We start from the raw sequence: 20277 nt of genomic DNA, 5'->3' as shown, positions 1-20277 counted from the left end.
CGAGAACGGGGAGGAGCACGGGCTGCACGAGTGCAAGGTAAGACCGTGACGGATGTGAGACAAGCTCTTGTTTTTGCGCCATCTGCTTGCTAGAAGCGCACGCGCCGTCCCATTCGCCGACATGCACTCACTCATATGCGTACATATTTACCTCAGTCAGTCTATCAAATTGTGACGGTCCGGCGTCGGCACTTGGCGGGACGCGACGGCTCGGCGAGCCCATCCGGAGCGGCGGGACCTCAGCGAGGGCTATGCGGGGTCTTCGGTGGTACTTCGGCGAGGTGCTGAAGCGGGTTTCGGCGGTGGCAGCGATGGGCGACGGCGCGACGGGGGGACGAGCGACGGAGGACAGGGCGATGAGCGATAGGGCGACGAGCGACGACGCGATGGGGCGCGGCGACCGGGCGACGGCGCGATGGGCGACGGCGCGACGGGTGGCGGGGCGACGGGCGACGGGGCGACGAGCGACGGTGCGACGGGCGGCGGGGCACGGCGACGGCGCGACCGGCCACGGCGGCCGGGCGATGGGCGACGGGCCACGGCGACGGCGCGACCGGCCACGGCGGCCGGGCGACGGGCGACGGGCGACGGGCCACGGCGACGGCGCGACCGGCCACGGCGGCCGGGCGATGGGCGACGGGCGACGGGCCACGGCGACGGGGCGACGGCGCAGACGGCTAGGTGCGTTTTCGGCGGTGGCGGTGGTGGGCGACGGCCAGGCGGGTGGCCGCGGCCAGGGCGACCGCCGCGGTGCCGACGGCGAGGGTGAGAGTGGCGGCCCGCCGCACGTCGGACGGGGTCGGCGGGTCGCCGTCGCCCAGGTGGGGGCGCTCCTCGACGCGGGAGCCGTAGACGTTGCGGCCGCCGAGGCGCACGCCCAGGGCGCCCGCGGCCGCGGACTCGCACTGGCCCGAGTTGGGGCTCGGGTGGTGGGAGCCGTCGCGTAACCAGGTGTGCAGGGCGCGGGAAGGGCGGCCGCCGACGAGGGGGGCGGCGGCGACCGTGAGGGCGGCCGTCAGGCGAGCTGGAACCAGGTTGGCGGCGTCGTCGAGGCGGGCACTGGCGGTACCGAAGCGGGCATATCGCTCTGAGCGGTGACCCACCATGGCATCGAGTGTGTTCACGGCCCGGTATCCGACGATGCCGGGCACTCCGGCGACGGCGGCCCAGAAGAGCGGGGCGACGACGGCGTCCGACGTGTTCTCGGCCAAGGACTCGACGGTGGCGCGGGCCAGGTCGGGCGCTTGCAGGCCGGCCGGGTCGCGGCCGCACAGGTTGGGCAGCTGGGCGCGGGCGGCGGGCAGGTCGCCGGTGTGCAGCTTGGCCGCCATGATCCGGCCCTCGCGGGCGAGGCTCGTGCCGCCGAGGGCCGACCATGTGGCCGCGGCGACCAGGGCCGTGCGGGCCAGCGGGCGGTTGCGGGTCAGGCGCGCGGCGGCCGCGGCGGCGAGGACCGGCACGCCGACCGTGATCGCCGTGAACTGCGTGCCCGCCCACCGTGTGCGGGCGTAGAGCCGCCGCTCGACGGCGCCGGCGAAGTGGCCGAAGCCGGCGACCGGGTGCCAGCGGCGTGGGTCGCCGAACACCGCGTCGAGCGCGGCGCCGAGCGCGATCCCGGCCGCATCGGCCCGTGCGCCTGCCAAGAATTTCATGCTGCGACCGTACCGGGGGCGTCTGACAGTTTTTCGGACCGCCCGTGAGGAGGTGGCACTGTGAAGTTTTCTGACTACGGAAAGTGGTCGGGCCGATTTTGTGTCATACCCGGGGTCCAGAATGGGCGGCGTGGAAGGCAAGGGTGGTCTGCTCGTCGCGGGAACGACGTCGGATGCGGGCAAGAGTCTGCTGACGGCGGGCATCTGCCGGTGGCTGCACCGGCAAGGAGTCAACGTCGCGCCGTTCAAGGCGCAGAACATGTCGAACAACTCGGCGGTGGCGATCGAGCCCGACGGCACCGGGGGTGAGATCGGGCGCGCGCAGGCATTACAGGCGGTCGCGTGCGGCCTGGCGCCGAGCGTGCGGTTCAATCCGGTGCTGCTCAAGCCGGGGTCGGACCGGCGCAGTCAGGTCATCGTGCTGGGGCAGGCGGTCGGGCACATCGGCGCCGCGAACTACGCGGAGATCAAGGACCGGCTCCGCGCGACGGTGCTGGAGACGCTCGACGAGCTCCGGCGGCGCCACGACGTGGTGATCTACGAGGGGGCGGGCAGCCCGGCGGAGATCAACCTGCGGGCGATGGACCTGGCGAACATGGGGCTCGCGCGGGCGGCCGACCTGCCGGTGATCGTGGTCGGGGACATCGACCGGGGCGGGGTGTTCGCGGCGCTGTTCGGGACGGTCGCGCTGCTCGAACCCGAGGACCAGGCGCTCGTGAGCGGCTTCGTGATCAACAAGTTCCGGGGCGACGCGGGGCTGTTACGGCCCGGCGTGGAGTCGCTGACCGAGCTCACCGGGCGGCCGACTCTCGGGGTGGTGCCGTGGTCCGACGACCTGTGGCTGGATGCGGAGGACTCGCTGGCGTACGACGGGCGGGTGCTGGGACGGCCGGCGCCGGCGCGCGGGAGCCAGTGGTTGCGGGTGGCCGTGGTACGGCTGCCGCGTCTGTCCAATGCGACGGACGCGGAGGCTCTGGCGTGCGAGCCGGGGGTGCAGGTGCGGCTGACGGTGGAGGCGGCCGACCTGGCCGACGTCGACCTGGTGGTCGTGCCCGGCAGCAAGTCCACTGTGGACGACCTGGCCTGGTTGCGGGAGCGGGGGCTCGCCGACGCGATCGTCAGGCACGCCAAGGCGGGGCGGCCGGTGCTGGGGATCTGCGGCGGGTTCCAGATGCTGGCCGAGCGCATCGACGACGACGTGGAGAGCCGGCGCGGCAGTGTCGCGGGGCTCGGGCTGCTGCCGGTCGACATCGCGTTCGCCGAGCGCAAGACCCTGGCGCTGCCGAGTGGGACGGCGTTCGAGGGGGTGCCGGTGCGGGGGTACGAGATCCATCACGGGCAGGTCACCCGCGGCGCGGAACAGCCGCTGATCAGGCTTGCGGACGGCACCGGCGAGGGGGCGGTCGCCGGGAACGTGTTCGGGACCCACTGGCACGGGGCGTTCGAGTCGGACGGGTTCCGGCGGGCGTTTCTGGTCGAGGCGGCCCGGCTCGCGGGGCGGCACGGGTTCGAGGTGGCGCCGGACACGTCGTTCGCGGCGCTGCGGGAGCGGACCGTGGACGTGCTGGGAGACCTGGTGGAGGAGCATCTCGACACCTCGGCGCTGTGGCGGTTGATCGAGGAGGGCGCGCCCAAGGGGCTGCCGACGGTCACGGCGGGGCTGCGATGAAGGGGACGTACCAGGCGCTGGCCGGCACGGTGCTGGAGCGGCCGGCCCGCGTCGGGGCCGTTCGGGTCGTGGCGGTCGACGGGCGGGCCGGGGCCGGGAAGACCACGTTCGCGGGTCGGCTGGCCCGCGAGCTGGGGCGGACGCGGCGGGTGAGCGTGCTGCACACCGACGACCTCCTGGACGGGTGGGCGAAGCTGCTCGCCTGGCAACCGCGGATGCGCGAGTGGGTGCTCGAACCGTTGCGGCGGGGGGAGGAGGGGGCTTATCGACGGTACGACTGGGGGAGGGGGCGGCTCGGGGACGAATGGACGCCGGTCGAGCCCCCGGACGTGCTCGTGGTTGAGGGGGTGGGCAGCGCGTCGGCGGCGATGCGGGCCGACCTGACGCTCGCGGTGCTGGTCGGGGCGCCACGGGAGCTGCGGCTGGGCCGCGGGCTGGAGCGCGACGGGGAGGCGCTGCGGGGCGAGTGGGAGCGGTGGATGGCCGCCGAGGACGGGCACTTTGCGGAGGATCGACCCGAACTGGCGGTGGACTTGCTGGTCGACGGTGCTTCGGCAGAGGCCCATGATCCGGAAATTGAGTACATCATCGGCCCGAGCGGGTGGACGGCCCACGCAACACTGGGGGACGATCCGAATAGCGGGCCTGACGGGGAGGAGCGGAGCGGATGAGCACCGATGAGGCGCAGAGCGGTAATCCTCCGGTACGACGGCGGGTGGTGCTGACCGGGATCAGCTCCCGGGCCTGGGAGCACCCGGCCGACCGGGGCGCCCTGGTGGCGCTGCGAGAGCTGCGCGGGTTCGACGACGTGCTCAAGTCGCTGCACGCCCTGTGGAACGAGCGGGCGTGGCGGCTGCAGTTCCTCGGCAACGCGATCCGCGTGGACCACCGGCAGTATCCGCGGGTGCACCGGCTGCTCGCCGAGGCGGCGGCCACGCTGGACATGGCCGAGCTGCCGGAGCTGTTCGTGCAGCAGGACCGGTCCATCAACGGCATGTGCATCGGCATGTCGAAGCCGTTCATCGTGGTCAACTCCGGCTCCGTCGAGCTGCTCGACGACGAGGAGCTGCGCTGCATGCTCGGGCACGAGCTCGGGCATCTGGTGAGCGGGCACGCGGTCTACCGCACGATGGTCATGATCCTGACGGACTGGGCGATCCGGCTGGCCTGGCTGCCCGTCGGGTCGATGGTCCTGCGCGCGATCGTGGCCGCGCTGATGGAGTGGTGGCGCAAGGCCGAGCTCTCCGCCGACCGCGCCGGGCTGCTCGCGTGCCAGGACCCGGCGGCGTCGCTGCGGCTGGCGATGAAGCTCGCCGGCGGCGGGGACCTGTCCGAGGTCGACACGACGGCGTTCCTGGAGCAGGCGGCCGAGTTCGACCGGGCCGGGGACCTGCGCGACAGCCTCATCAAGATCCGGATGGTGACCGCCCGGTCGCACCCGATGCCGGTGGCGCGGGCGGCCGAGGTGCGGGCGTGGATCGACAGTGGGGAGTACCAGCGGATTCTGTCCGGCGACTACCCGCGGCGCGATGACGACGGCAACGCATCGGTGACCGAGGAGATCAAGGCGGCGGCGGCCTCGTACCGGGAGGCGTTCAGCCGGTCGCAGGACCCGCTCGTGTCGCTGCTGCGCAAGCTCGGGGACGGCGCGGCGGACGTCGGCGGGTGGGTCGGCGCGGGCGCGGGACGGATGCGGGGCTGGATGCGCGGGGACGGTGCGGACGGAGGCGAGCCGCGGACGGCCGAGTCGTAGGCGGGGCTTGCGGGAGGCCGTCGCGGGTGGGATTCGCTCCCGGGGCGGCCACGGTTCGAGGGCAGCCTGCTCGGCGTCGGAGGGCAGCGGCGGTCGCGCTTTGAGGAGTTGTCGGTTCGCCTCGAGTTCGGTGGCGGTCGCCTTCGAGGGTTGTGGGGTTGCGCCGGGGTTCGGGGCTTGGGAAACAGGGCGGTTCGCGCGTGGTTACGCGGTGCGCAGTAAGTTCTGCGTATGACTGTGCGAACCGAGGAAGAACTTCGCGCCGCGATCCGGCGGGAGATGCCGGGTGTGCGCGCCGATCTGGAGGCGCTCGTCCGGATTCCGAGTATTGCGTTTGCGGGATTCGACCACAGCCACGTCGAGCGCTCCGCCGAGGCCGTTGCGGAGCTGCTGCGCGGGGTTGGGCTGCCCGATGTGCGGATCGTGCGCAAGGGCGGGCAGCCGGCGGTCATCGGGCGCCGGCCGGCGCCGGCCGGGGCGCCCACCGTGCTGTTGTACGCGCACCATGACGTGCAGCCCGTCGGGGATCTTCAGCAGTGGAAGAGCGACCCGTTCGAGCCGGTGGAGCGCGACGGGCGACTGTACGGGCGCGGGGTCTCCGACGACAAGGCCGGCGTCATGGCGCACGTCGCGGCGCTGCGCGCGTTCGGTGACGACCTGCCCGTCGGGGTCGTGGTGTTCATCGAGGGCGAGGAGGAGTACGGGTCCGAGTCGCTGGAGGATCTGCTGCGGGAGTACCGCGACGATCTTGCCGCCGACGTGATCGTGATCGCGGACTCCGGGAACTGGGACATCGGCCAGCCGGCGCTGACGACCGGGCTGCGCGGGATCGTGAACGGGTTCGTCGAGGTACAGGTGCTGCGTAACGCCGTACACAGCGGGCAGTTCGGCGGCCCGGTGCCCGACGCGTTGATCGCACTGTCGCGCCTCATCGCCAGCCTGCACGACGACGACGGGAACGTGGCCGTCGAGGGACTGCTCAGCACGCCCTCGGCCCCGCTCGACTACCCCGAGGAGCGCTTCCGCGAGGAGGCCGGCATGGTCGAGGGGGTGCAGTTCATCGGTACCGGACGCCTCGTCGAACGGCTCTGGACGCGCCCCGCGATCTCGATCCTCGGCATCGACGCCCCGCCGACGTCGGGTGCGCCGAACGCGCTGATCCCGCGGGCCAAGGCGAAGTTCAGCGTGCGGATCGCGCCCGGGGATTCGGCGCAGCGGGTGTACGACGCGGTCACCGAGCACCTGCGCCGGAACGCGCCCTGGGGCGCACGCGTGACAATCGAGCTCGAGCAGCTCGGCGAGCCGTGCTCGATCGATGCGACGGGCCCCGCGTACGACGCAGCGCGCGAGGCGTTCACGGCCGCCTGGGACGGGGCGCAGCCGGTCGACATGGGGATCGGGGGCTCGATCCCGTTCATCGCGACGTTCCAGGAGCTGTTCCCGAAGGCCGCGATCCTCGTGACCGGCGTCGAGGACCCGGACACGATCGCGCACGGGCCGAACGAGAGCCTGCACATCGCGGAGTTCGAGCGGGTATGCATCGCGGAGGCTCTGTTGCTGTCGAAGGTTTCGCGGCTTTCCGCCTGATCGACTCGCGAGATGCCCGGTGCTGCCGCGCCGGGCATTTTCGTTGAAGCGGGCGTATACCCTGTCAGGGTATAAATCCGAAAAGTCCGATCACGAAGTGTCGGACTTTTCGTGGGGTGGTGGGGCGGCGTGTCGTGGGGTGGTGGGGCGGCGTGTCGTGGGGTGGTGGGGCGGCGTGTCGTGGGGTGGTGGGGCGGCGTGTCGTGGGGTGGTGGGGCGGCGTGTCGTGGGGAGTCGGCTGGGCGGCTGACTTCAGGTCGTTGGGCTTGGCCACCACGGACTCGGCGGCGGGCACAGTACGGCCTCGGTTTCACGTTCGGCGGCTGAGGTCACTGGGCGGAGTACTCCAGGCCTTCGGACCTTGCCCGCCACCGACTCGGTGGCGGGCAAAGTATGGCCTCGATCTTCGTTCGGCGGCCGAAGGTAGCGCGCGGCCGGGAGATTACTGGGCGGCTGACTCCAGGCCGTTGACCCCGACCACCACCGACTCGGCGGCGGCCACGGCCTCGGCGGCTGCCATTACCTCGATCGCGGCCATGGGCTCCACCGCGGCCAAGGTCTCCATGGCGGAGCGGCGGCGGCAGATGCGCAGCGGGCGCCTCGGGGCCGGGGTCGCGGCGGCCGCACCGGCGGCGGCAGTTACGGCCGCGCCTGCGACAAGAGTCGAGCCCGCGGCAAGAGTCGAGCCCGCGGCAAGAGTCGAGCCCGCGGCAAGAGTCGAGCCAGCGACAAGAGTCGAGCCCGCAATAACGGTCGAGCCCGCGATGAGAGTCGCGCCTGCGGCGGTGGTCGGCTCAGTGGCGTCCGCTGTCGGGTCGGCGGCCAGGGCAGCGGCTGCCGCTGCCGCGGCGGCGTTGCGCTTGCGTAGCTGGCCGGCCAGGCCCAGCAGCGGAGCGCCCGCCACGAAGAGCAGGGCCGCGGCGCCGATCAGCAGGAGCGGCAGCCAGGAGGACTCGGCCATGGCCTCGCCGCCGAAGTGGCCCAGCAGTGCGCCGTACGACGCCCAGAGCATCGCCGCCACCGCGTCGTACGAGGCGAAGCGCCGCGTCGAGAAGCCGTTGCGGCCCGCGTAGAGCGCGGTGACCATGCGGCCCGCGGGGACGAAGCGGCAGAAGAGCACGGCGAGGAAGATGTGGCGCTGCATGGCGTCGTTGAGCCAGGCGGTGACCTTCGCGGCGCTGCGGGGTAGTTCGCGGCGGTGGCGGCGCTCGCCCCGGCGGGCGAGGCGGCGGCCGACCAGGAAGGCCAGCAGGTCGCCCGAAATCACGCCGACGGCGCCGGACAGGACGAGCAGCGCGAGCTGGACGTGGCCGGAGGCGGAAAGGATGCCGCCGCCGATCATGAGGGCCTGAGCTGGTACGACCGGAACAAAGGCATCAATGGTGAGTAGCACGAGGACCGTGGCGTAGAGCACGCCCGGCGTGGACACGAGGTCCAGCACCGTGCTCACCATCTCGGACTCGCCATGGCCCGCCCCTTTACATTGCCCATCGGTTCCCCCGTTGACCATGGCAACACGAGTGCACCCCAGCGCATGCCCAACTGAATACGATTGTGTCCCGCGTCTCCTTTGAAGCGGCTGAGAACACGCATACACGCAGGTGGGAAGCCGTCCGGGCGAACCTAGCCGAGGGTCTCGTCGACGAAGCACCAGCGCCAGTTCTCGCCCGGCTCGATCGACTGCATCACCGGGTGGTGGTGAACCAGGAAGTGCTGGGTCGCGTGCCGGCGCGGAGACGAGTCGCAGCACGCCACGTGGCCGCAGGTCAGGCACTGGCGCAGATGTACCCAGTCGGTGAACCCGCCCTCCACGCACTCCGGGCAGCCGTCCACCACCGGTGGCTCGACCTTCTCGGCCGTCTCCAGATGCACGCAGGTCACAGGTCCCCCCGCTCGAGCAGTGACTCTTCCAGGTCCATGTCGCGCTGCGCCTGGCGCAGCGTCTCCTCCGGGATTCGCCCGGAGTCCCGCGCCTTGCGGAAAACCTCGCGCTCCGCGCTCAGCATCTCGCGGCGCAGGCGCGCGTACGCGGCGGACGGCGTTTCCCGGTCGGATCGGCCCAGCCGCTCCCAGGCCAGGTTCGAGCGCGACAGGGCCATCTGGCGCAGGCGCTCCACGACGCCGTCGGGCGCGTCGCCGGCGAGCTCCTCGAGGCGGGCCTTGCCGGCGCGCGAGGCTTCGTGCTGTACCGACGCCTCGGCCAGGGCGTCCTCGGTCCGGTCGTCGCCGGGGACCTTGAGCCAGCGCGCGACCGTCGGCAGGGTCGCGCCCTGCAGGACCAGCGTGGCCACGATGACGCCGAAGGCCAAAATCACGAAAAGCCCGCGGGGGTACCACACCCCGTTCGCGAGCGCCGTGGGCAGCGAGAGCGCCGCGGCCAGGGTGACCGCCCCGCGCATGCCCGCCCAGGAGATGACGGCCGGGCCGGCCAGCGAGGGCGCCGGGTCGCGGCGGCGGACGCGGGGGAAGAGGCGGGTGAGGTACGTGGTGGGGAACACCCACACGATCCGCGCCACGATGACGACGCCGATGACGGCGGCCAGGGCGCCCATGGTGAAGGCGAACGAGCGCTCCACGGCGGCGACGAGGGCGCGCAGCTGCAGGCCCACGAGGAGGAACACGGCGCCCTCGAGGAGGAACTTCACCATGCGCCAGAAGGCGTCCATCTGCAGGCGGGAGGCGGCCGACATGAGCGTGGGCATGCGGTGGCCGAGCGAGAGGCCGCAGACGACGACCGCGACGACCCCGGAGGCGTGCACGGACTCGGCCGGCAGGAACACGACCCACGGCGTGAGCAGCGACACCGCGTTGTCGATGAGCGGGTTCGCGACCCGTTTGTGCACGAAGCCGATGAGGAGGCCGCCGGCCACGCCGAACGCCACGCCGCCGACGACCGCGATGGAGGCCTGCTCGGTGATGGACCAGCCGTCGACCGCCTCGCCGACCGCCGCGGCCACCGCGACCCGCAGCGTGACCAGGGCGCTGGCGTCGTTGATGAGGCTCTCGCCCTCCAGGACGGTGACCACGCGCCGGGGCAGCCCGATGCGGCGGGCCACGGCGGTGGCGGCGACCGCGTCGGGGGGTGCGACCACGGCACCGAGGGCGAGGCAGGCGGCCAGCGGTACGCCGGGGAGCAGCATCTTCAGCGTGAACCCCACGGCGGCCGTGGTGAACAGCACCAACCCGACCGCGAGCAGCAGGATCGGGCGGAGGTTGAACTTGAACGCCGGCACCGAGGTCTCCAGCGCCGCCACGTAGAGGATCGGCGGCAGGATGCCGATGAGCACGACCTCCGGGTCGAGCTCGATCTCCAGCACCCCGGGGACGAAGGAGATCACGATGCCGACGACGACCAGCAGGATCGGTGACAGCACGCCGATGCGGCGCGCCAGCACCGAGGTCGCGACGACAACCGCGATGAGTCCGACGATGTTCCCGAGCCCGTGCACGGGGCGAAGCTTATCCAGGCCGCCGTCGGCCACTGTGACGAGTGACGGGCGCCACACGGCCCCCGGGAAACCGCACGAGTGACCGGCGCGTGCGCGAGCGGCCCCGGGCCTGAGAGACTGCACCCGCACATGCACCAAGCCGTGACCTAGGGGAGGATCGTCCTCATGTGTGCTGCGCGGCAAATATGTCCGTCCCCCGGGCGGGTGTGAGCATGGCCGACGTCAGCACGACAGTTGATCTTCGCAGCCGCCGCATCGGCCCGATGGCCGGCGAGCGGCTCCGCGTGCTGCTGGTCGAGGACGACCCGGGCGACGCGTTCCTGGTCCGCGAGCTGCTCGCCGAGGCCGACGCGCCGTTCGACGTGGACATCGCGCAGACCATGCGCGAGGCGCGGCCCCGCTTCCACGACGTGCACTGCATCCTGCTCGACCTCGGGCTGCCCGACGCGAGCGGCCTCGACGGCCTGCGCCAGGTGCTGCAGCACGTCACCGGCGCCGCCGTCTGCGTGCTCACCGGGCTGGAGGACGAGCATCTCGGTACCGCCGCCGTCGCCGAGGGCGCGCAGGACTATCTCGTCAAGGGCGCGGTCGACGGGGCCGGCCTGGCCCGGGCCGTGCGCTACGCGGTCGAGCGCAAGCGCGCCGACGAGCAGGCCCGGCTGCTGCGCGAGTCTGAGCTGCGCCAGGCCGAGTCGGCCCGCCTCGAGCGCGGCCTGCTCCCGCAGCCGCTGATGCGCGACGTGCCCGCCGAGCTGTTCAACATCTACCGCCCCGGCCGCGACCGGGCCCTGCTGGGCGGCGACTTCTTCGACGCGATCGGCGCCGACGGCGGCAACCGGCTGCATCTGCTCATCGGCGACGTCTGCGGCCACGGGGTCGACGAGGCGCCGCTGGGGGTGGCGTTGCGCGTGGCCTGGCGCGCCCTGGTGCTCGCCGGCGTGCCGGAGGCGCAGATCCTCGACTCGCTGGAGCAGGTACTGGTGGCCGAGCGCCGCACCGACGAGCTGTTCGCGACCGTGGCGGTGGCCACCGTCGACTTCCGCGCCGGGGTCGCGCGCATCCGCCTGGCCGGCCACCCGCCGCCGATCCTGATCACCGGGGACGGCGCGGCGCCCTGCCAGGTCGACCCCGGCCTGGTGCTGGGCGTCATCCCGGGGATGCCGCGCCCGGCCGCCGACATCCCGCTGAGCCCGACCGGGCAGTGGTCGCTGCTGCTGTACACCGACGGGCTGATCGAGGGCGCGGCCGGCCCGGATGCGCCGCCCGGCGACCGTCTCGGTGTCGAAGGGCTGTGCCGCGTGCTGACCGGCCCGATGCGCGCCGAGCCCCGCGACCTGCCGGGCTGGCTCACGCTGCAGGCCGAGGCCCACAACGGCGGCCCCGTCCAGGACGACATCGCCGTGCTCGTGCTGACCCCCTCGAGGACTTCATGAACCCCTCTGCCTGGTCGCTGTGGCGGCGCATCACCGCCCTGTGCGCCGTCGTCGCCGGCATCCTGGTCGTGATCGCGGTCAGCGCCACCGCGACGGCCGCCGCCAACCGCAGCGAGACCGAGCAGGTGATGGACCACCTCACCCCCGCTCTCGTCAATGCCGAGCGGTTGTACTCCCAGCTGCTGCGCCAGCAGTCCAGCGTCCGCACGTTCCTGCTGACGGGCAAGGACACGGACCTCGACAGCTACCGCGACGCGCAGGGCCAGGAGGCCGCGATCCTCGCCGACACCCGGAATCTGCTCGCGGACGAGCCCGAGCTGCTGGGCACCGTGGACGGGATCGCGGGGGCGACGGCGCGGTACCGCAGCGAGATCGCGGAGCCGCTGATCGCCCAGACGCGGACGAACGGCGTGGATCCTGACAAGGCTGCCCCGACCGAGCAGTCGCGGGCCGTCTACAACGACGCCTCCGCGCGCATCGCCACGCTCTCGGACCAGCTCGAGAAGCGCCGCGACGAGGTCGCCGGGAGCGTCCGCAGCAGCGGCGACGTGCTCGTGCTCCTGCTCATCTTCGCCGCCGTCGTGGTCGTCGTGGCCGGCGTCGCGCTGGCTCTGCTGCTGCGCCGCCTCGTCACCCGCCCCGTCACCGACCTGGCCGGCGAGGTCCGGCGGGTGGCCGGCGGCGACTACGACTACGCGATCCGCAGCTCCGGCCCGCCGGAGCTGGCCGCGCTGGCCGACGACGTCGACACCATGCGCCGGCGGATCAACGCCGACCTCACCGACGTACAGGAGGCGCGCCGGCTCGTCGAGGAGGCCAACGCCATGCTGGAGCAGCAGGCGGCCGAGCTGACCCGGTCCAACCGGGACCTCGAGCAGTTCGCCTACGTGGCCAGCCACGACCTGCAGGAGCCCCTGCGCAAGGTGGCGAGCTTCTGCCAGTTGTTGCAGCGGCGGTACTCCGGACAGCTCGACGAGCGCGCGGACCAGTACATCGCCTTCGCGGTGGACGGGGCCCAGCGCATGCAGCGGCTCATCAACGACCTGCTCGCGTTCTCCCGCATCGGCCGCCTGACCAACGGGTTCGCCGAGGTCGACCTCAACAAGGTGGTGCTCGACGCGGCCGCGCAGTTCGACGCCCAGCGCGAGGCGACCAACGCCGAGATCGTCTTCACCGACCTGCCCGTCGTGCGCGGCGAGGAGCCACTGCTGGGCGCGCTGTTCAGCAACCTCATCGGCAACGCGATCAAGTTCCGCCGGCCCGACGTACCGCCGCGGATCGTGATCGACAGCACGCCCGTCGGCGACGGGGAGTTCGAGATCAGCGTCGAGGACAACGGCATCGGCATCGAGCCCGAGTTCGCCGACAAGGTCTTCGTCATCTTCCAGCGGCTGCACGCCAAGGAGACCTACCCGGGCACGGGCATCGGCCTGGCGATCGCCAAGAAGATCGTGGAGTACCACGGCGGTCGGATCTGGATCGATCCGTCGCACCGCGAAGGTACGCTGTTCCGGTTCACGCTGCCGGCGCCTCTTCCTGCGCCCGATCCCGATCCCGTTTCCGCTCTCGCTGAGGAGTCCGCGTCATGACCGCCCCCGTCGAAGCATCCCTGCCCATCGAGGTGCTGCTGGTCGAGGACGATCCGGGCGACGTGCTCATGACGCAGGAGGCGTTCGAGGAGCACAAGGTCCGCAACAAGCTCAACGTGGTGCAGGACGGCGAGGAGGCCCTGGCGTACCTGCGCCGCGAGGGCAAGTACGCCGAGGCGACCCGGCCCGACCTCATCCTGCTGGACCTCAACCTGCCGCGCGTGGACGGCCGGGAGGTGCTCCAGGTCATCAAGGAGGACCAGGACCTGCGGCGCATTCCGGTCGTGGTGCTGACGACCTCGCAGGCGGACGAGGACATTCTGCGCAGCTACTCTTTGCACGCCAACGCCTACGTGACGAAGCCGGTCGACTTCGACAGCTTCATCGCCGTGGTGCGCCAGATCGACGAGTTCTTCGTCAGCGTGGTCAAGCTGCCGCCGCGCGGCTGAGGGCGCGTCTCCCGCGAGGCGCTGAGCGCTCCGCGCCGCGGTCGTGGGGCTGAGGCGTCGCAATGTGTCGCCCGCGTCACGCTGCCGCAGCAGCGCTGAGCCGCACCTCCTGTTCGGCGCGCTACGCCGCGTCAGCGTGGTCAGGCTGCCGCCGCGCGGCTGGGGGCGCGTCTCCCGCGAGGCGCTGAGCGCGCCGCGGTCGTGGGGCTGAGGCGTCGCGATGTGTCGCGCGCGTCACGCTGCCGCAGTAGCGCTGGAGCCGCGTCTCCTGTTCGGCGCGCTACACCGCGTCAGCGTGGTCAAGCTGCCGCCGCCGGGCGGAGCCGCGTTTCCTGTTTGCCCGGAAATGTCGAGCGCTCCGCGCCGCGACATTTCCGACTTATCCCCCGACAGGGTATAAATCCGATAAGTTCGATCGCGGAGCGTCGGACTTATCGGCAAACAGCACAACGGCAACCCGCCGGGCCGCCGTTGTGTGTAAAGCCGTTGTGTGTAAAAGAGAAGCCGCCTACTGCTTGCCCGCGTGCACCTCAGGCGGATTGTGGGCCGGCACCGGAAGCTCCATCTTGTGGACCCGCTCCCAGGCCTCCACCACCGCCGCGGTCACATGCGCGCGGTAGTAGTCGTTCGCGCTCAAACGATTCGTCACCGACTCCTCGCTCTCCGCGAGCAGGCTCCCCGGCACCAGGTGCAGACCGTTCTGCACCGCGGCGCTGAGGCGGCGGTGGCCGTCGATCACGTAGTAGTCCTGGCCGCTGTGGCCGATGGTCAGCGGCTCGAGGTCCGAGGGAGCGGCGCCGGCCAGCTCCTGGGCCAGCGTCTGGTCGGCGAAGTCGATCTCGCGCGTGGGGTAGATGCGCATCGGGTCGAGCAGCAGCAGCGGCGGGCGCTCGCGCAGGATGTCGGTGCCCAGGCGGCCCTCGAAGGCGGCCTGCACGGCCGAGACGACCTGGTCCGGGGTGGCGCGGGTGCTGTCGGCGACGAGGTCGTAGTTGCGCAGGCGGTACTTGTCCGCGCCGTACCGCGTCAGGAACCGCATCCGCTCGCTCTCGCTGCGGCTGTGCAGGTTGCGCTTGGCCTCGTCCAGCGAGGCGTAGTTCTCCACCTCGGAGTGCGGGCGGGCCAGCACGCGCCGGGCGGCCTCGTTCGGCTCGGTGATGAGGTGGACCTTGAACGCCTCGTGGAAGAAGAACCAGGCCAGCCGGCTGTCGACGATGAGCTGCTCACCCGACTGGGCAATCTCGGTCTGCAGGCTGTCCACGGCGCTGTCGATGGCGTCGTCGAGCTCGGCGTGGAGGTTCAGCTGGAGCGCGGTCATGCCGCGGCGCTGGGCCATCTCCCGGTACATGTCGCCGACGCTGATGCGGCGCAGCCCGAGCCGGCTCGCCAGCTCGACGGAGACGGTGGACTTGCCGCTGCCGAGGTCTCCGTTGATGACGACCGACCGGTGATTGCTCATGCGCAAACTCTCCAGGTAGTGAGGCGTCGCGAGCCTAACACGGGCCCGTTGCAGTGCCTTTTCTCGTGTTACCCAGGGCGGACGCAACCGATTCACCCGGATGGGCTGCGCAGGGTGGTAATCCGGCGGAAACATCGGAGTGGAAGCATCCGGCCACCACCGCCGCAACGGAGGTTTCCCGTTGTTCCTGACCCGCCACGAGCAGGAGCGCCTGCTGATCCACGTCGCCGCCGACGTGGCACAACGCCGTAAGGACCGCGGGCTCAAGCTGAACTACCCCGAGGCCGTCGCGATCCTCACCGCCTTCCTGCTGGAGGGCGCGCGCGACGGGCGCACCGTGGTCGACCTGATGGAGGCCGGGCGGCACGTCCTCGGCCGCGGCGACGTCCTGGAGGGCGTGCCCGAGATGCTGGCGGAGGTGCAGGTGGAGGCGACGTTCCCGGACGGCACGAAGCTCGTGACCGTTCACCACCCGATCCCGTGATACCCGGCGAGGTGATCCCCGGCGACGAGCCGGTGGTCATCAACGAGGGGCGGCCCGAGCTGACGCTTACCGTGCGCAACACGGGGGACCGGCCGGTGCAGGTCGGCTCCCACTACCACTTCGCGGCGGCCAACGACGCCCTCGACTTCGACCGGGAGGCCGCCCAGGGGCATCGGCTCGCCGTGCCGGCGGGCACCTCGGTGCGGTTCGAGCCCGGCGTGGCCCGCGAGGTCGTGCTGGTACCGCTGGCAGGAAGAAGGATCGTGCCGGGCCTGCGGAACGGGGCGTCATGAGCCGGCGAATCGACCGGAGCCGGTACGCGAGCCTCTACGGCCCCACCAAGGGCGACCGCGTGCGCCTGGCCGACACCGACCTGTTCATCCAGGTCGAGGAGGACCACTGCGCCGGCGGCGACGAGGCGGTCTTCGGCGGCGGCAAGGTCATCCGCGAGTCGATGGGCCAGGGCCGGGCCACGCGCGCCGAGGGCACCCCCGACACGGTGATCACCGGCGCGATAATCGTCGACCACTGGGGCGTGGTGAAGGCCGACGTCGGCCTCCGCGACGGGCGGATCGTCGGCATCGGCCGGGCCGGCAACCCCGACATCATGGACGGGGTACACCCGGCGCTGGTCATCGGGCCGGGCACGGAGATCATCGCCGGCAACGGGCGCATCCTGACCGCCGGCGCCATCGACTGCCACGTGCACCTGATCGCCCCGCTGGTGCTGGAGGAGGCCCTGTCCAGTGGCGTCACCACGATCGTGGGCGGCGGCACCGGGCCGGCCGAGGGCAGCAAGGCGACAACGGTCACGCCCGGCGCTTGGCACCTGGCCCGGATGCTCGAGGCGCTCGACCCCTGGCCGATCAACGTGCTGCTGCTCGGCAAGGGCAACACCGTCTCCGAGGAGGCGATGTGGGAGCAGCTGCGGGGCGGGGCCGGGGGCTTCAAGCTGCACGAGGACTGGGGTACCACCCCGGCCGCCATCGACGCCTGCCTGCGGGTCGCCGACGCCTCCGGCGTGCAGGTGAACATCCACACGGACACGCTCAACGAGGCCGGCTTCGTCGAGGAGACCCTGCGGGCCATCGCCGGGCGCAGCATCCACGCGTACCACACGGAGGGCGCCGGCGGCGGGCACGCCCCCGACATCATCACGGTCGCCGCGCACCCGAACGTGCTGCCGTCCTCGACGAACCCGACCCGCCCGTACACCCGCAACACGCTCAGCGAGCACCTCGACATGCTCATCGTGTGCCACCACCTGAACCCGGCCGTGCCCGAGGACCTGGCCTTCGCGGAGAGCCGCATCCGGCCGTCCACGATGGCCGCCGAGGACCTGCTGCACGACCTCGGCGCGATCTCGATCATCGGCTCGGACTCCCAGGCGATGGGGCGGGCCGGCGAGGTGGTGCTGCGCACGTGGCAGACCGCGCACGTGATGAAGCGGCGGCGGGGCGCCCTGGCCGGGGACGGGCCCGCGGACAACGAGCGGGTGAAGCGGTACGTCGCGAAGTACACCATCTGCCCCGCAGTCGCCTCCGGCATCGCCCACGAGGTCGGCTCGGTCGAGGTCGGCAAGCTCGCCGACCTGGTGCTGTGGGACCCGGCGTTCTTCGGGGTCCGCCCGCACGCCGTGGTCAAGGGCGGCGCGATCGCGTGGGGCGCCATGGGCGACGCGAACGCCTCGATCCCCACGCCGCAGCCGGTCCTGTCCCGCCCGATGTTCGGGGCCTACGGCGCGGCCGCGCCGGCGACCAGCCTCGCGTTCGTCGCGCCGGCCGCGATCGAGGACGGGCTGGCCGACCGCCTGGGGCTGCGCCGGCGCCTCGTCCCGGTGGCGGACACGCGCTCGGTCGGGAAGGCCGACCTGCCCCGCAACGATGCCATGCCGCGCATCGAGGTCGAGCCCGACACCTTCACCGTGCGGGTCGACGGCGAGGTCGTCGAACCGGACCCGGTCGAGGAACTGCCAATGGCGCAGCGGTACTTCCTGTTCTGATGGACACCCAGCTGCTCATCCTGGCCGACGGGCGGTTCCCGTCCGGCGGGCACGCGCACTCCGGCGGGCTCGAGACCGCCGTGGCGCGCGGGCGCGTGACGGACCTCGACGGCCTGCGCGCGTTCCTGCTCGGCCGGCTGCGAACGGCGGGTCTGGTCGCGGCGGCCTTCGCGGCGGCGGCCTGCGCGCGCCCGGAGGCGATGGCGGAGCTCGAGGAGGAGCTGGCGGCGCGTACCCCGTCACCGGCACTGCGCCGGGCGGCGCTCCGGCAGGGCCGCTCGCTGTGCCGGGCCGCGCTCGTGGTCTGGCCCGGCGAGCACGTGACCCGGGCCGCGGCCGCGCGGGTCTCCCAGCCCGTCGCGTTCGGGGTCGCCGCGCACGCGGCCGGGCTCGGGCCCGGCGAGACCGCGCTGATGGCCGCGTACCACGCCATCTCCGGCCCGGCGAGCGCGGCGATCCGCCTGCTCGGGCTGGACCCGTACCGCGTCCACGCCGTCCTCGCCGAGCTCGGCGACGCGTGCGACGAAGTGGCCCGCGAGGCCGCGACACACGCCCGTGGCCCGATCGGGGACCTGCCGGCGGCCTCGGGGCCGCTGCTCGACGTCTCCGCCGAGGACCACGCCGCATGGGAGGTAAGGCTCTTTGCCAGCTGAGAACGCCGAACACACGCACCCGCATCCCCACGACGACCCGCACCACCCGCTGCCGCGGACGAGCCGGGCCGTGCGCATCGGCATCGGCGGCCCCGTCGGCTCGGGGAAGACGGCGCTCGTCGCCGCCCTGTGCCGCAGCCTGTCCGGTGACCTGCGCATCGCCGTGGTGACCAACGACATCTACACCACCGAGGACGCCGACTTCCTGCTGCGCAACGGCGTCCTGCCGGCCGAGCGCATCCGCGCGGTGGAGACCGGCTGCTGCCCGCACACGGCGATCCGCGACGACATCTCGGCCAACCTCGACGCGATCGAGGAGCTGGAGGAGAGCCTCGGCCCGCTCGACGTGATCCTGGTCGAGAGCGGCGGCGACAACCTCACCGCCACGTTCAGCCGGGGCCTGGTCGACCGGCAGATCTTCGTGGTCGACGTGGCCGGCGGCGACAAGGTGCCCCGCAAGGGCGGGCCGGGCGTGACCTCCGCCGACCTGCTCGTGATCAACAAGACGGACCTGGCCCCGCTGGTCGGCGCCGACCTCGGGGTGATGCGCCGCGACGCGGCCGCGCGCCGGGGCGAGCTGCCGACGGTGTTCCTGTCGCTGGTCGAGGACCGCGCGGCCGCGCCGGTGCAGGAGTGGATCCGGGGCCTGGTAACGACGGCATGAAGGCCGCGGCCCGGATCGTCGCCGAGTGCGAGGGCAAGCGCACGGTGCTGCGCGTGCTCAAGGGCGAGCCGCCGCTGCTGCCCCGGCGCACGGGGCCGGCCCGGGTGCACCTCGTCGGCGGCGCGGCGGGCCCGCTCGGCGGCGACGAGCTGAGCCTGGAGATCGAGGTCGGGCCGGGGGCGCAGCTCTGGATCGGTACCGTCGCCGCCGCCATCGCCCTGCCCGGCCGCTCCGGGGCGGAGTCGGTCCTCGCCGTGCACGCGACCGTCGGGGCGGGCGGCACCCTGGTCTTTCTGCCGGAGCCGATCGTGGCCGCCGCGCGCTGCCGGCACCGCAACGTCTCCACGGTGGAGCTGGCCGCCGGGGCGCGCCTCGTCTGGCGCGAGGAGGCGGTCCTCGGCCGCTTCGGCGAGGAGGCCGGCGAGCTGCGGCTCAGCACGGCCGCGCGCCGCGAAGGCCGGCCCTGGTACCGCAGCGACGTGACCACCGGCCGCGGCCCGGCCCTGCTCGGCGACGCGCGCGTGCTGGCCTCGCTGCTGACGACCGCGGAGGTGACCGCCCCGGCCGGCCCGGACGCGGCGGTCATGGCCCTGGCGAACGGGGGCACCCTGGTGACGGCGCTCGGCGACGACCTGGCGCGGACCCGCGCGGTCACCGATCCGCTGACTACCCCTTGAGGAACAGCGCGGCGATCTTCGGCAGGTGCTTGCGGACCGCCGCGTCGTCCTCGTCGTCCCAGTCGTCCTCGACGAGCGGGGCGACCTGGCCGGTGCGGGCGCGCAGCAGCATCGGGTAGTCGTCCTCCTCGCCGTAGAGCTCCTCGGCGAGGTCCTCGACCTCGCGCGGGGCCAGCTCGTGGGCGGCCAGGTCCCCGGCGGCGACGGCCCGCAGCACCGGGTCGTCGGCGAGCGCGTCCGGGTCGGCGACCGCGCGCTCGTAGGTCTCGCGTCCGCGCGCGATAAGCCCGTCAACGAACGCGTCGGCGTAGCGGGCCACCACCCGGCCGGTCGCCCACATGGCCGAGGAGTTGGCCCGCGCCTGCAGCCGCGTGCGGTGGGCGTCGAAGTCCAGCAGCTCGCTCTTGTCGAGGGTGGCCAGGCGCATGCGCAGCGCGGCCGTGAACCGCCCGGCGAAGCCCGTCGTGACGCGCTCCCCGGCGGCGGACCGGGCACCGTCGATGATCGACCAGAAAGTATCGCTGTCCACGGCCACGAAGTCTTTCATCCCGGCGCACTCCCCGGCCAACATGCATGGCACGTTTCCGGGATTCGGCACGTGGGCGGCGACCGTAACGTTCTTCTTGCAAGGCCAACCACACCACATCCCAAAGGGAGCGCACCATGAGCGACATCGACACCTACGACGGCGGGCACGACGGCGGCGACGTGGACTACGGCCACTACCAGGCCGGCCAGGAGCACGACGCCCTGGACC

Annotated in this window: 19 protein-coding genes; 13 read left to right on the top strand and 6 right to left on the bottom strand. The window is 72.5% G+C overall.

All coding sequences use genetic code 11. From position 1 onward, the window contains the following. Positions 1-677: 677 nt before the first annotated feature. The gene (locus AB0B76_RS27975) at positions 678-1652 is read right to left on the bottom strand and encodes a cobalamin biosynthesis protein (RefSeq protein ID WP_360381028.1); all 975 of its coding nucleotides are present in this window, start codon (positions 1650-1652) and stop codon (positions 678-680) included. Positions 1653-1782: 130 nt separating this feature from the next. Here AB0B76_RS27975 and AB0B76_RS27970 point away from each other — a divergent pair, with 130 nt between their 5' ends. From AB0B76_RS27970 to AB0B76_RS27955, 4 genes are all read left to right on the top strand, one after another. After that, the gene (locus tag AB0B76_RS27970) at positions 1783-3321 is read left to right on the top strand and encodes a cobyric acid synthase (protein ID WP_360381026.1); all 1539 of its coding nucleotides are present in this window, start codon (positions 1783-1785) and stop codon (positions 3319-3321) included. Next, the gene (locus tag AB0B76_RS27965; protein WP_360381023.1) at positions 3318-3992 is read left to right on the top strand and encodes a hypothetical protein; all 675 of its coding nucleotides are present in this window, start codon (positions 3318-3320) and stop codon (positions 3990-3992) included. Before AB0B76_RS27970 ends, AB0B76_RS27965 begins: the two co-directional genes overlap by 4 nt. Then, the gene (locus AB0B76_RS27960; protein ID WP_360381021.1) at positions 3989-5074 is read left to right on the top strand and encodes a M48 family metallopeptidase; all 1086 of its coding nucleotides are present in this window, start codon (positions 3989-3991) and stop codon (positions 5072-5074) included. The genes AB0B76_RS27965 and AB0B76_RS27960 overlap by 4 nt, the downstream gene beginning before the upstream one ends. Positions 5075-5305: 231 nt before the next feature. After that, positions 5306-6661 carry a dipeptidase gene (locus tag AB0B76_RS27955; protein WP_360381018.1) on the top strand — a complete coding sequence of 452 codons (1356 nt, stop codon included), beginning with the start codon at positions 5306-5308 and terminating at the stop codon, positions 6659-6661. A gap of 442 nt (positions 6662-7103) precedes the next feature. Here the strand turns inward: AB0B76_RS27955 and AB0B76_RS27950 are convergent, their stop codons facing one another. The 3 genes from AB0B76_RS27950 to AB0B76_RS27940 form a co-directional block, all read right to left on the bottom strand. Then, the gene (locus tag AB0B76_RS27950) at positions 7104-8114 is read right to left on the bottom strand and encodes a VTT domain-containing protein (protein ID WP_360381016.1); all 1011 of its coding nucleotides are present in this window, start codon (positions 8112-8114) and stop codon (positions 7104-7106) included. 170 nt (positions 8115-8284) lie between these two features. Then, positions 8285-8533 (bottom strand): UBP-type zinc finger domain-containing protein, encoded by a 249-nt coding sequence (locus AB0B76_RS27945; RefSeq protein WP_360381013.1) that lies wholly within the window; start codon positions 8531-8533, stop codon positions 8285-8287. A gap of 5 nt (positions 8534-8538) precedes the next feature. Beyond that, entirely contained in the window at positions 8539-10110 is a 1572-nt protein-coding gene (locus AB0B76_RS27940; RefSeq protein ID WP_360381011.1) for a Na+/H+ antiporter, read from the bottom strand. 212 nt (positions 10111-10322) lie between these two features. Between AB0B76_RS27940 and AB0B76_RS27935 the strand changes: the two genes are divergently transcribed. From AB0B76_RS27935 to AB0B76_RS27925, 3 genes are read left to right on the top strand one after another with little or no spacing between them, the layout of a single operon-like run. After that, the gene (locus AB0B76_RS27935) at positions 10323-11543 is read left to right on the top strand and encodes a SpoIIE family protein phosphatase (protein WP_360381009.1); all 1221 of its coding nucleotides are present in this window, start codon (positions 10323-10325) and stop codon (positions 11541-11543) included. Further along, a complete protein-coding gene (locus tag AB0B76_RS27930) occupies positions 11540-13132 on the top strand; it encodes an ATP-binding protein (protein WP_360381007.1) in 1593 nt (530 codons plus the stop codon). The genes AB0B76_RS27935 and AB0B76_RS27930 overlap by 4 nt, the downstream gene beginning before the upstream one ends. Then, positions 13129-13581: a response regulator gene (locus AB0B76_RS27925; protein ID WP_360381004.1), complete on the top strand. Its 453-nt coding sequence runs from the start codon at positions 13129-13131 to the stop codon at positions 13579-13581. Before AB0B76_RS27930 ends, AB0B76_RS27925 begins: the two co-directional genes overlap by 4 nt. Positions 13582-14089: 508 nt before the next feature. Here AB0B76_RS27925 and AB0B76_RS27920 read toward each other — a convergent pair. Further along, complete coding sequence (locus AB0B76_RS27920; RefSeq protein ID WP_360381002.1) at positions 14090-15040, bottom strand: AAA family ATPase; 951 nt, start codon at positions 15038-15040, stop codon at positions 14090-14092. A gap of 181 nt (positions 15041-15221) precedes the next feature. Here AB0B76_RS27920 and AB0B76_RS27915 point away from each other — a divergent pair, with 181 nt between their 5' ends. The 6 genes from AB0B76_RS27915 to AB0B76_RS27890 are packed head-to-tail and all read left to right on the top strand — an operon-like array spanning position 15222 to position 19520. Then, complete coding sequence (locus AB0B76_RS27915) at positions 15222-15524, top strand: urease subunit gamma (RefSeq protein ID WP_360381000.1); 303 nt, start codon at positions 15222-15224, stop codon at positions 15522-15524. Next, the gene (locus tag AB0B76_RS27910; RefSeq protein ID WP_360380998.1) at positions 15521-15817 is read left to right on the top strand and encodes an urease subunit beta; all 297 of its coding nucleotides are present in this window, start codon (positions 15521-15523) and stop codon (positions 15815-15817) included. Before AB0B76_RS27915 ends, AB0B76_RS27910 begins: the two co-directional genes overlap by 4 nt. Then, the gene (locus AB0B76_RS27905; protein ID WP_360380995.1) at positions 15814-17526 is read left to right on the top strand and encodes an urease subunit alpha; all 1713 of its coding nucleotides are present in this window, start codon (positions 15814-15816) and stop codon (positions 17524-17526) included. The genes AB0B76_RS27910 and AB0B76_RS27905 overlap by 4 nt, the downstream gene beginning before the upstream one ends. Continuing rightward, positions 17526-18179, top strand: a complete 654-nt coding sequence (locus AB0B76_RS27900) for an urease accessory UreF family protein (protein ID WP_360380993.1) — start codon at positions 17526-17528, stop codon at positions 18177-18179. Before AB0B76_RS27905 ends, AB0B76_RS27900 begins: the two co-directional genes overlap by 1 nt. Beyond that, on the top strand, positions 18169-18843 hold the full coding sequence (ureG, locus tag AB0B76_RS27895) for an urease accessory protein UreG (RefSeq protein WP_360380990.1): 675 nt from the start codon (positions 18169-18171) through the stop codon (positions 18841-18843). The genes AB0B76_RS27900 and ureG overlap by 11 nt, the downstream gene beginning before the upstream one ends. Beyond that, entirely contained in the window at positions 18840-19520 is a 681-nt protein-coding gene (locus AB0B76_RS27890; protein WP_360380987.1) for an urease accessory protein UreD, read from the top strand. Before ureG ends, AB0B76_RS27890 begins: the two co-directional genes overlap by 4 nt. On the opposite strand, the gene AB0B76_RS27885 is transcribed toward AB0B76_RS27890, so the two are convergent. Beyond that, complete coding sequence (locus AB0B76_RS27885) at positions 19510-20091, bottom strand: DUF4240 domain-containing protein (RefSeq protein ID WP_360380984.1); 582 nt, start codon at positions 20089-20091, stop codon at positions 19510-19512. The genes AB0B76_RS27890 and AB0B76_RS27885 overlap by 11 nt on opposite strands. Between the last annotated feature and the right edge of the window lie 186 nt (positions 20092-20277).

This window comes from Dactylosporangium sp. NPDC049140, assembly GCF_040648435.1.
This window is presented reverse-complemented; position numbering and strand designations above follow the sequence as displayed.

What these genes read in the sequence shown, in the direction of transcription:
- AB0B76_RS27950 (WP_360381016.1), bottom strand. Translation starts at nt 8,114, where the DNA reads ATGGTGAGCACGGTGCTGGACCTCGTGTCCACGCCGGGCGTGCTCTAC.
- AB0B76_RS27930 (WP_360381007.1), top strand. Translation starts at nt 11,540, where the DNA reads ATGAACCCCTCTGCCTGGTCGCTGTGGCGGCGCATCACCGCCCTGTGC.
- AB0B76_RS27905 (WP_360380995.1), top strand. Translation starts at nt 15,814, where the DNA reads ATGAGCCGGCGAATCGACCGGAGCCGGTACGCGAGCCTCTACGGCCCC.
- AB0B76_RS27975 (WP_360381028.1), bottom strand. Translation starts at nt 1,652, where the DNA reads ATGAAATTCTTGGCAGGCGCACGGGCCGATGCGGCCGGGATCGCGCTC.
- AB0B76_RS27900 (WP_360380993.1), top strand. Translation starts at nt 17,526, where the DNA reads ATGGACACCCAGCTGCTCATCCTGGCCGACGGGCGGTTCCCGTCCGGC.
- AB0B76_RS27925 (WP_360381004.1), top strand. Translation starts at nt 13,129, where the DNA reads ATGACCGCCCCCGTCGAAGCATCCCTGCCCATCGAGGTGCTGCTGGTC.
- AB0B76_RS27920 (WP_360381002.1), bottom strand. Translation starts at nt 15,040, where the DNA reads ATGAGCAATCACCGGTCGGTCGTCATCAACGGAGACCTCGGCAGCGGC.
- AB0B76_RS27935 (WP_360381009.1), top strand. Translation starts at nt 10,323, where the DNA reads ATGGCCGACGTCAGCACGACAGTTGATCTTCGCAGCCGCCGCATCGGC.
- AB0B76_RS27965 (WP_360381023.1), top strand. Translation starts at nt 3,318, where the DNA reads ATGAAGGGGACGTACCAGGCGCTGGCCGGCACGGTGCTGGAGCGGCCG.
- AB0B76_RS27885 (WP_360380984.1), bottom strand. Translation starts at nt 20,091, where the DNA reads ATGTTGGCCGGGGAGTGCGCCGGGATGAAAGACTTCGTGGCCGTGGAC.
- AB0B76_RS27890 (WP_360380987.1), top strand. Translation starts at nt 18,840, where the DNA reads ATGAAGGCCGCGGCCCGGATCGTCGCCGAGTGCGAGGGCAAGCGCACG.
- AB0B76_RS27960 (WP_360381021.1), top strand. Translation starts at nt 3,989, where the DNA reads ATGAGCACCGATGAGGCGCAGAGCGGTAATCCTCCGGTACGACGGCGG.
- AB0B76_RS27955 (WP_360381018.1), top strand. Translation starts at nt 5,306, where the DNA reads ATGACTGTGCGAACCGAGGAAGAACTTCGCGCCGCGATCCGGCGGGAG.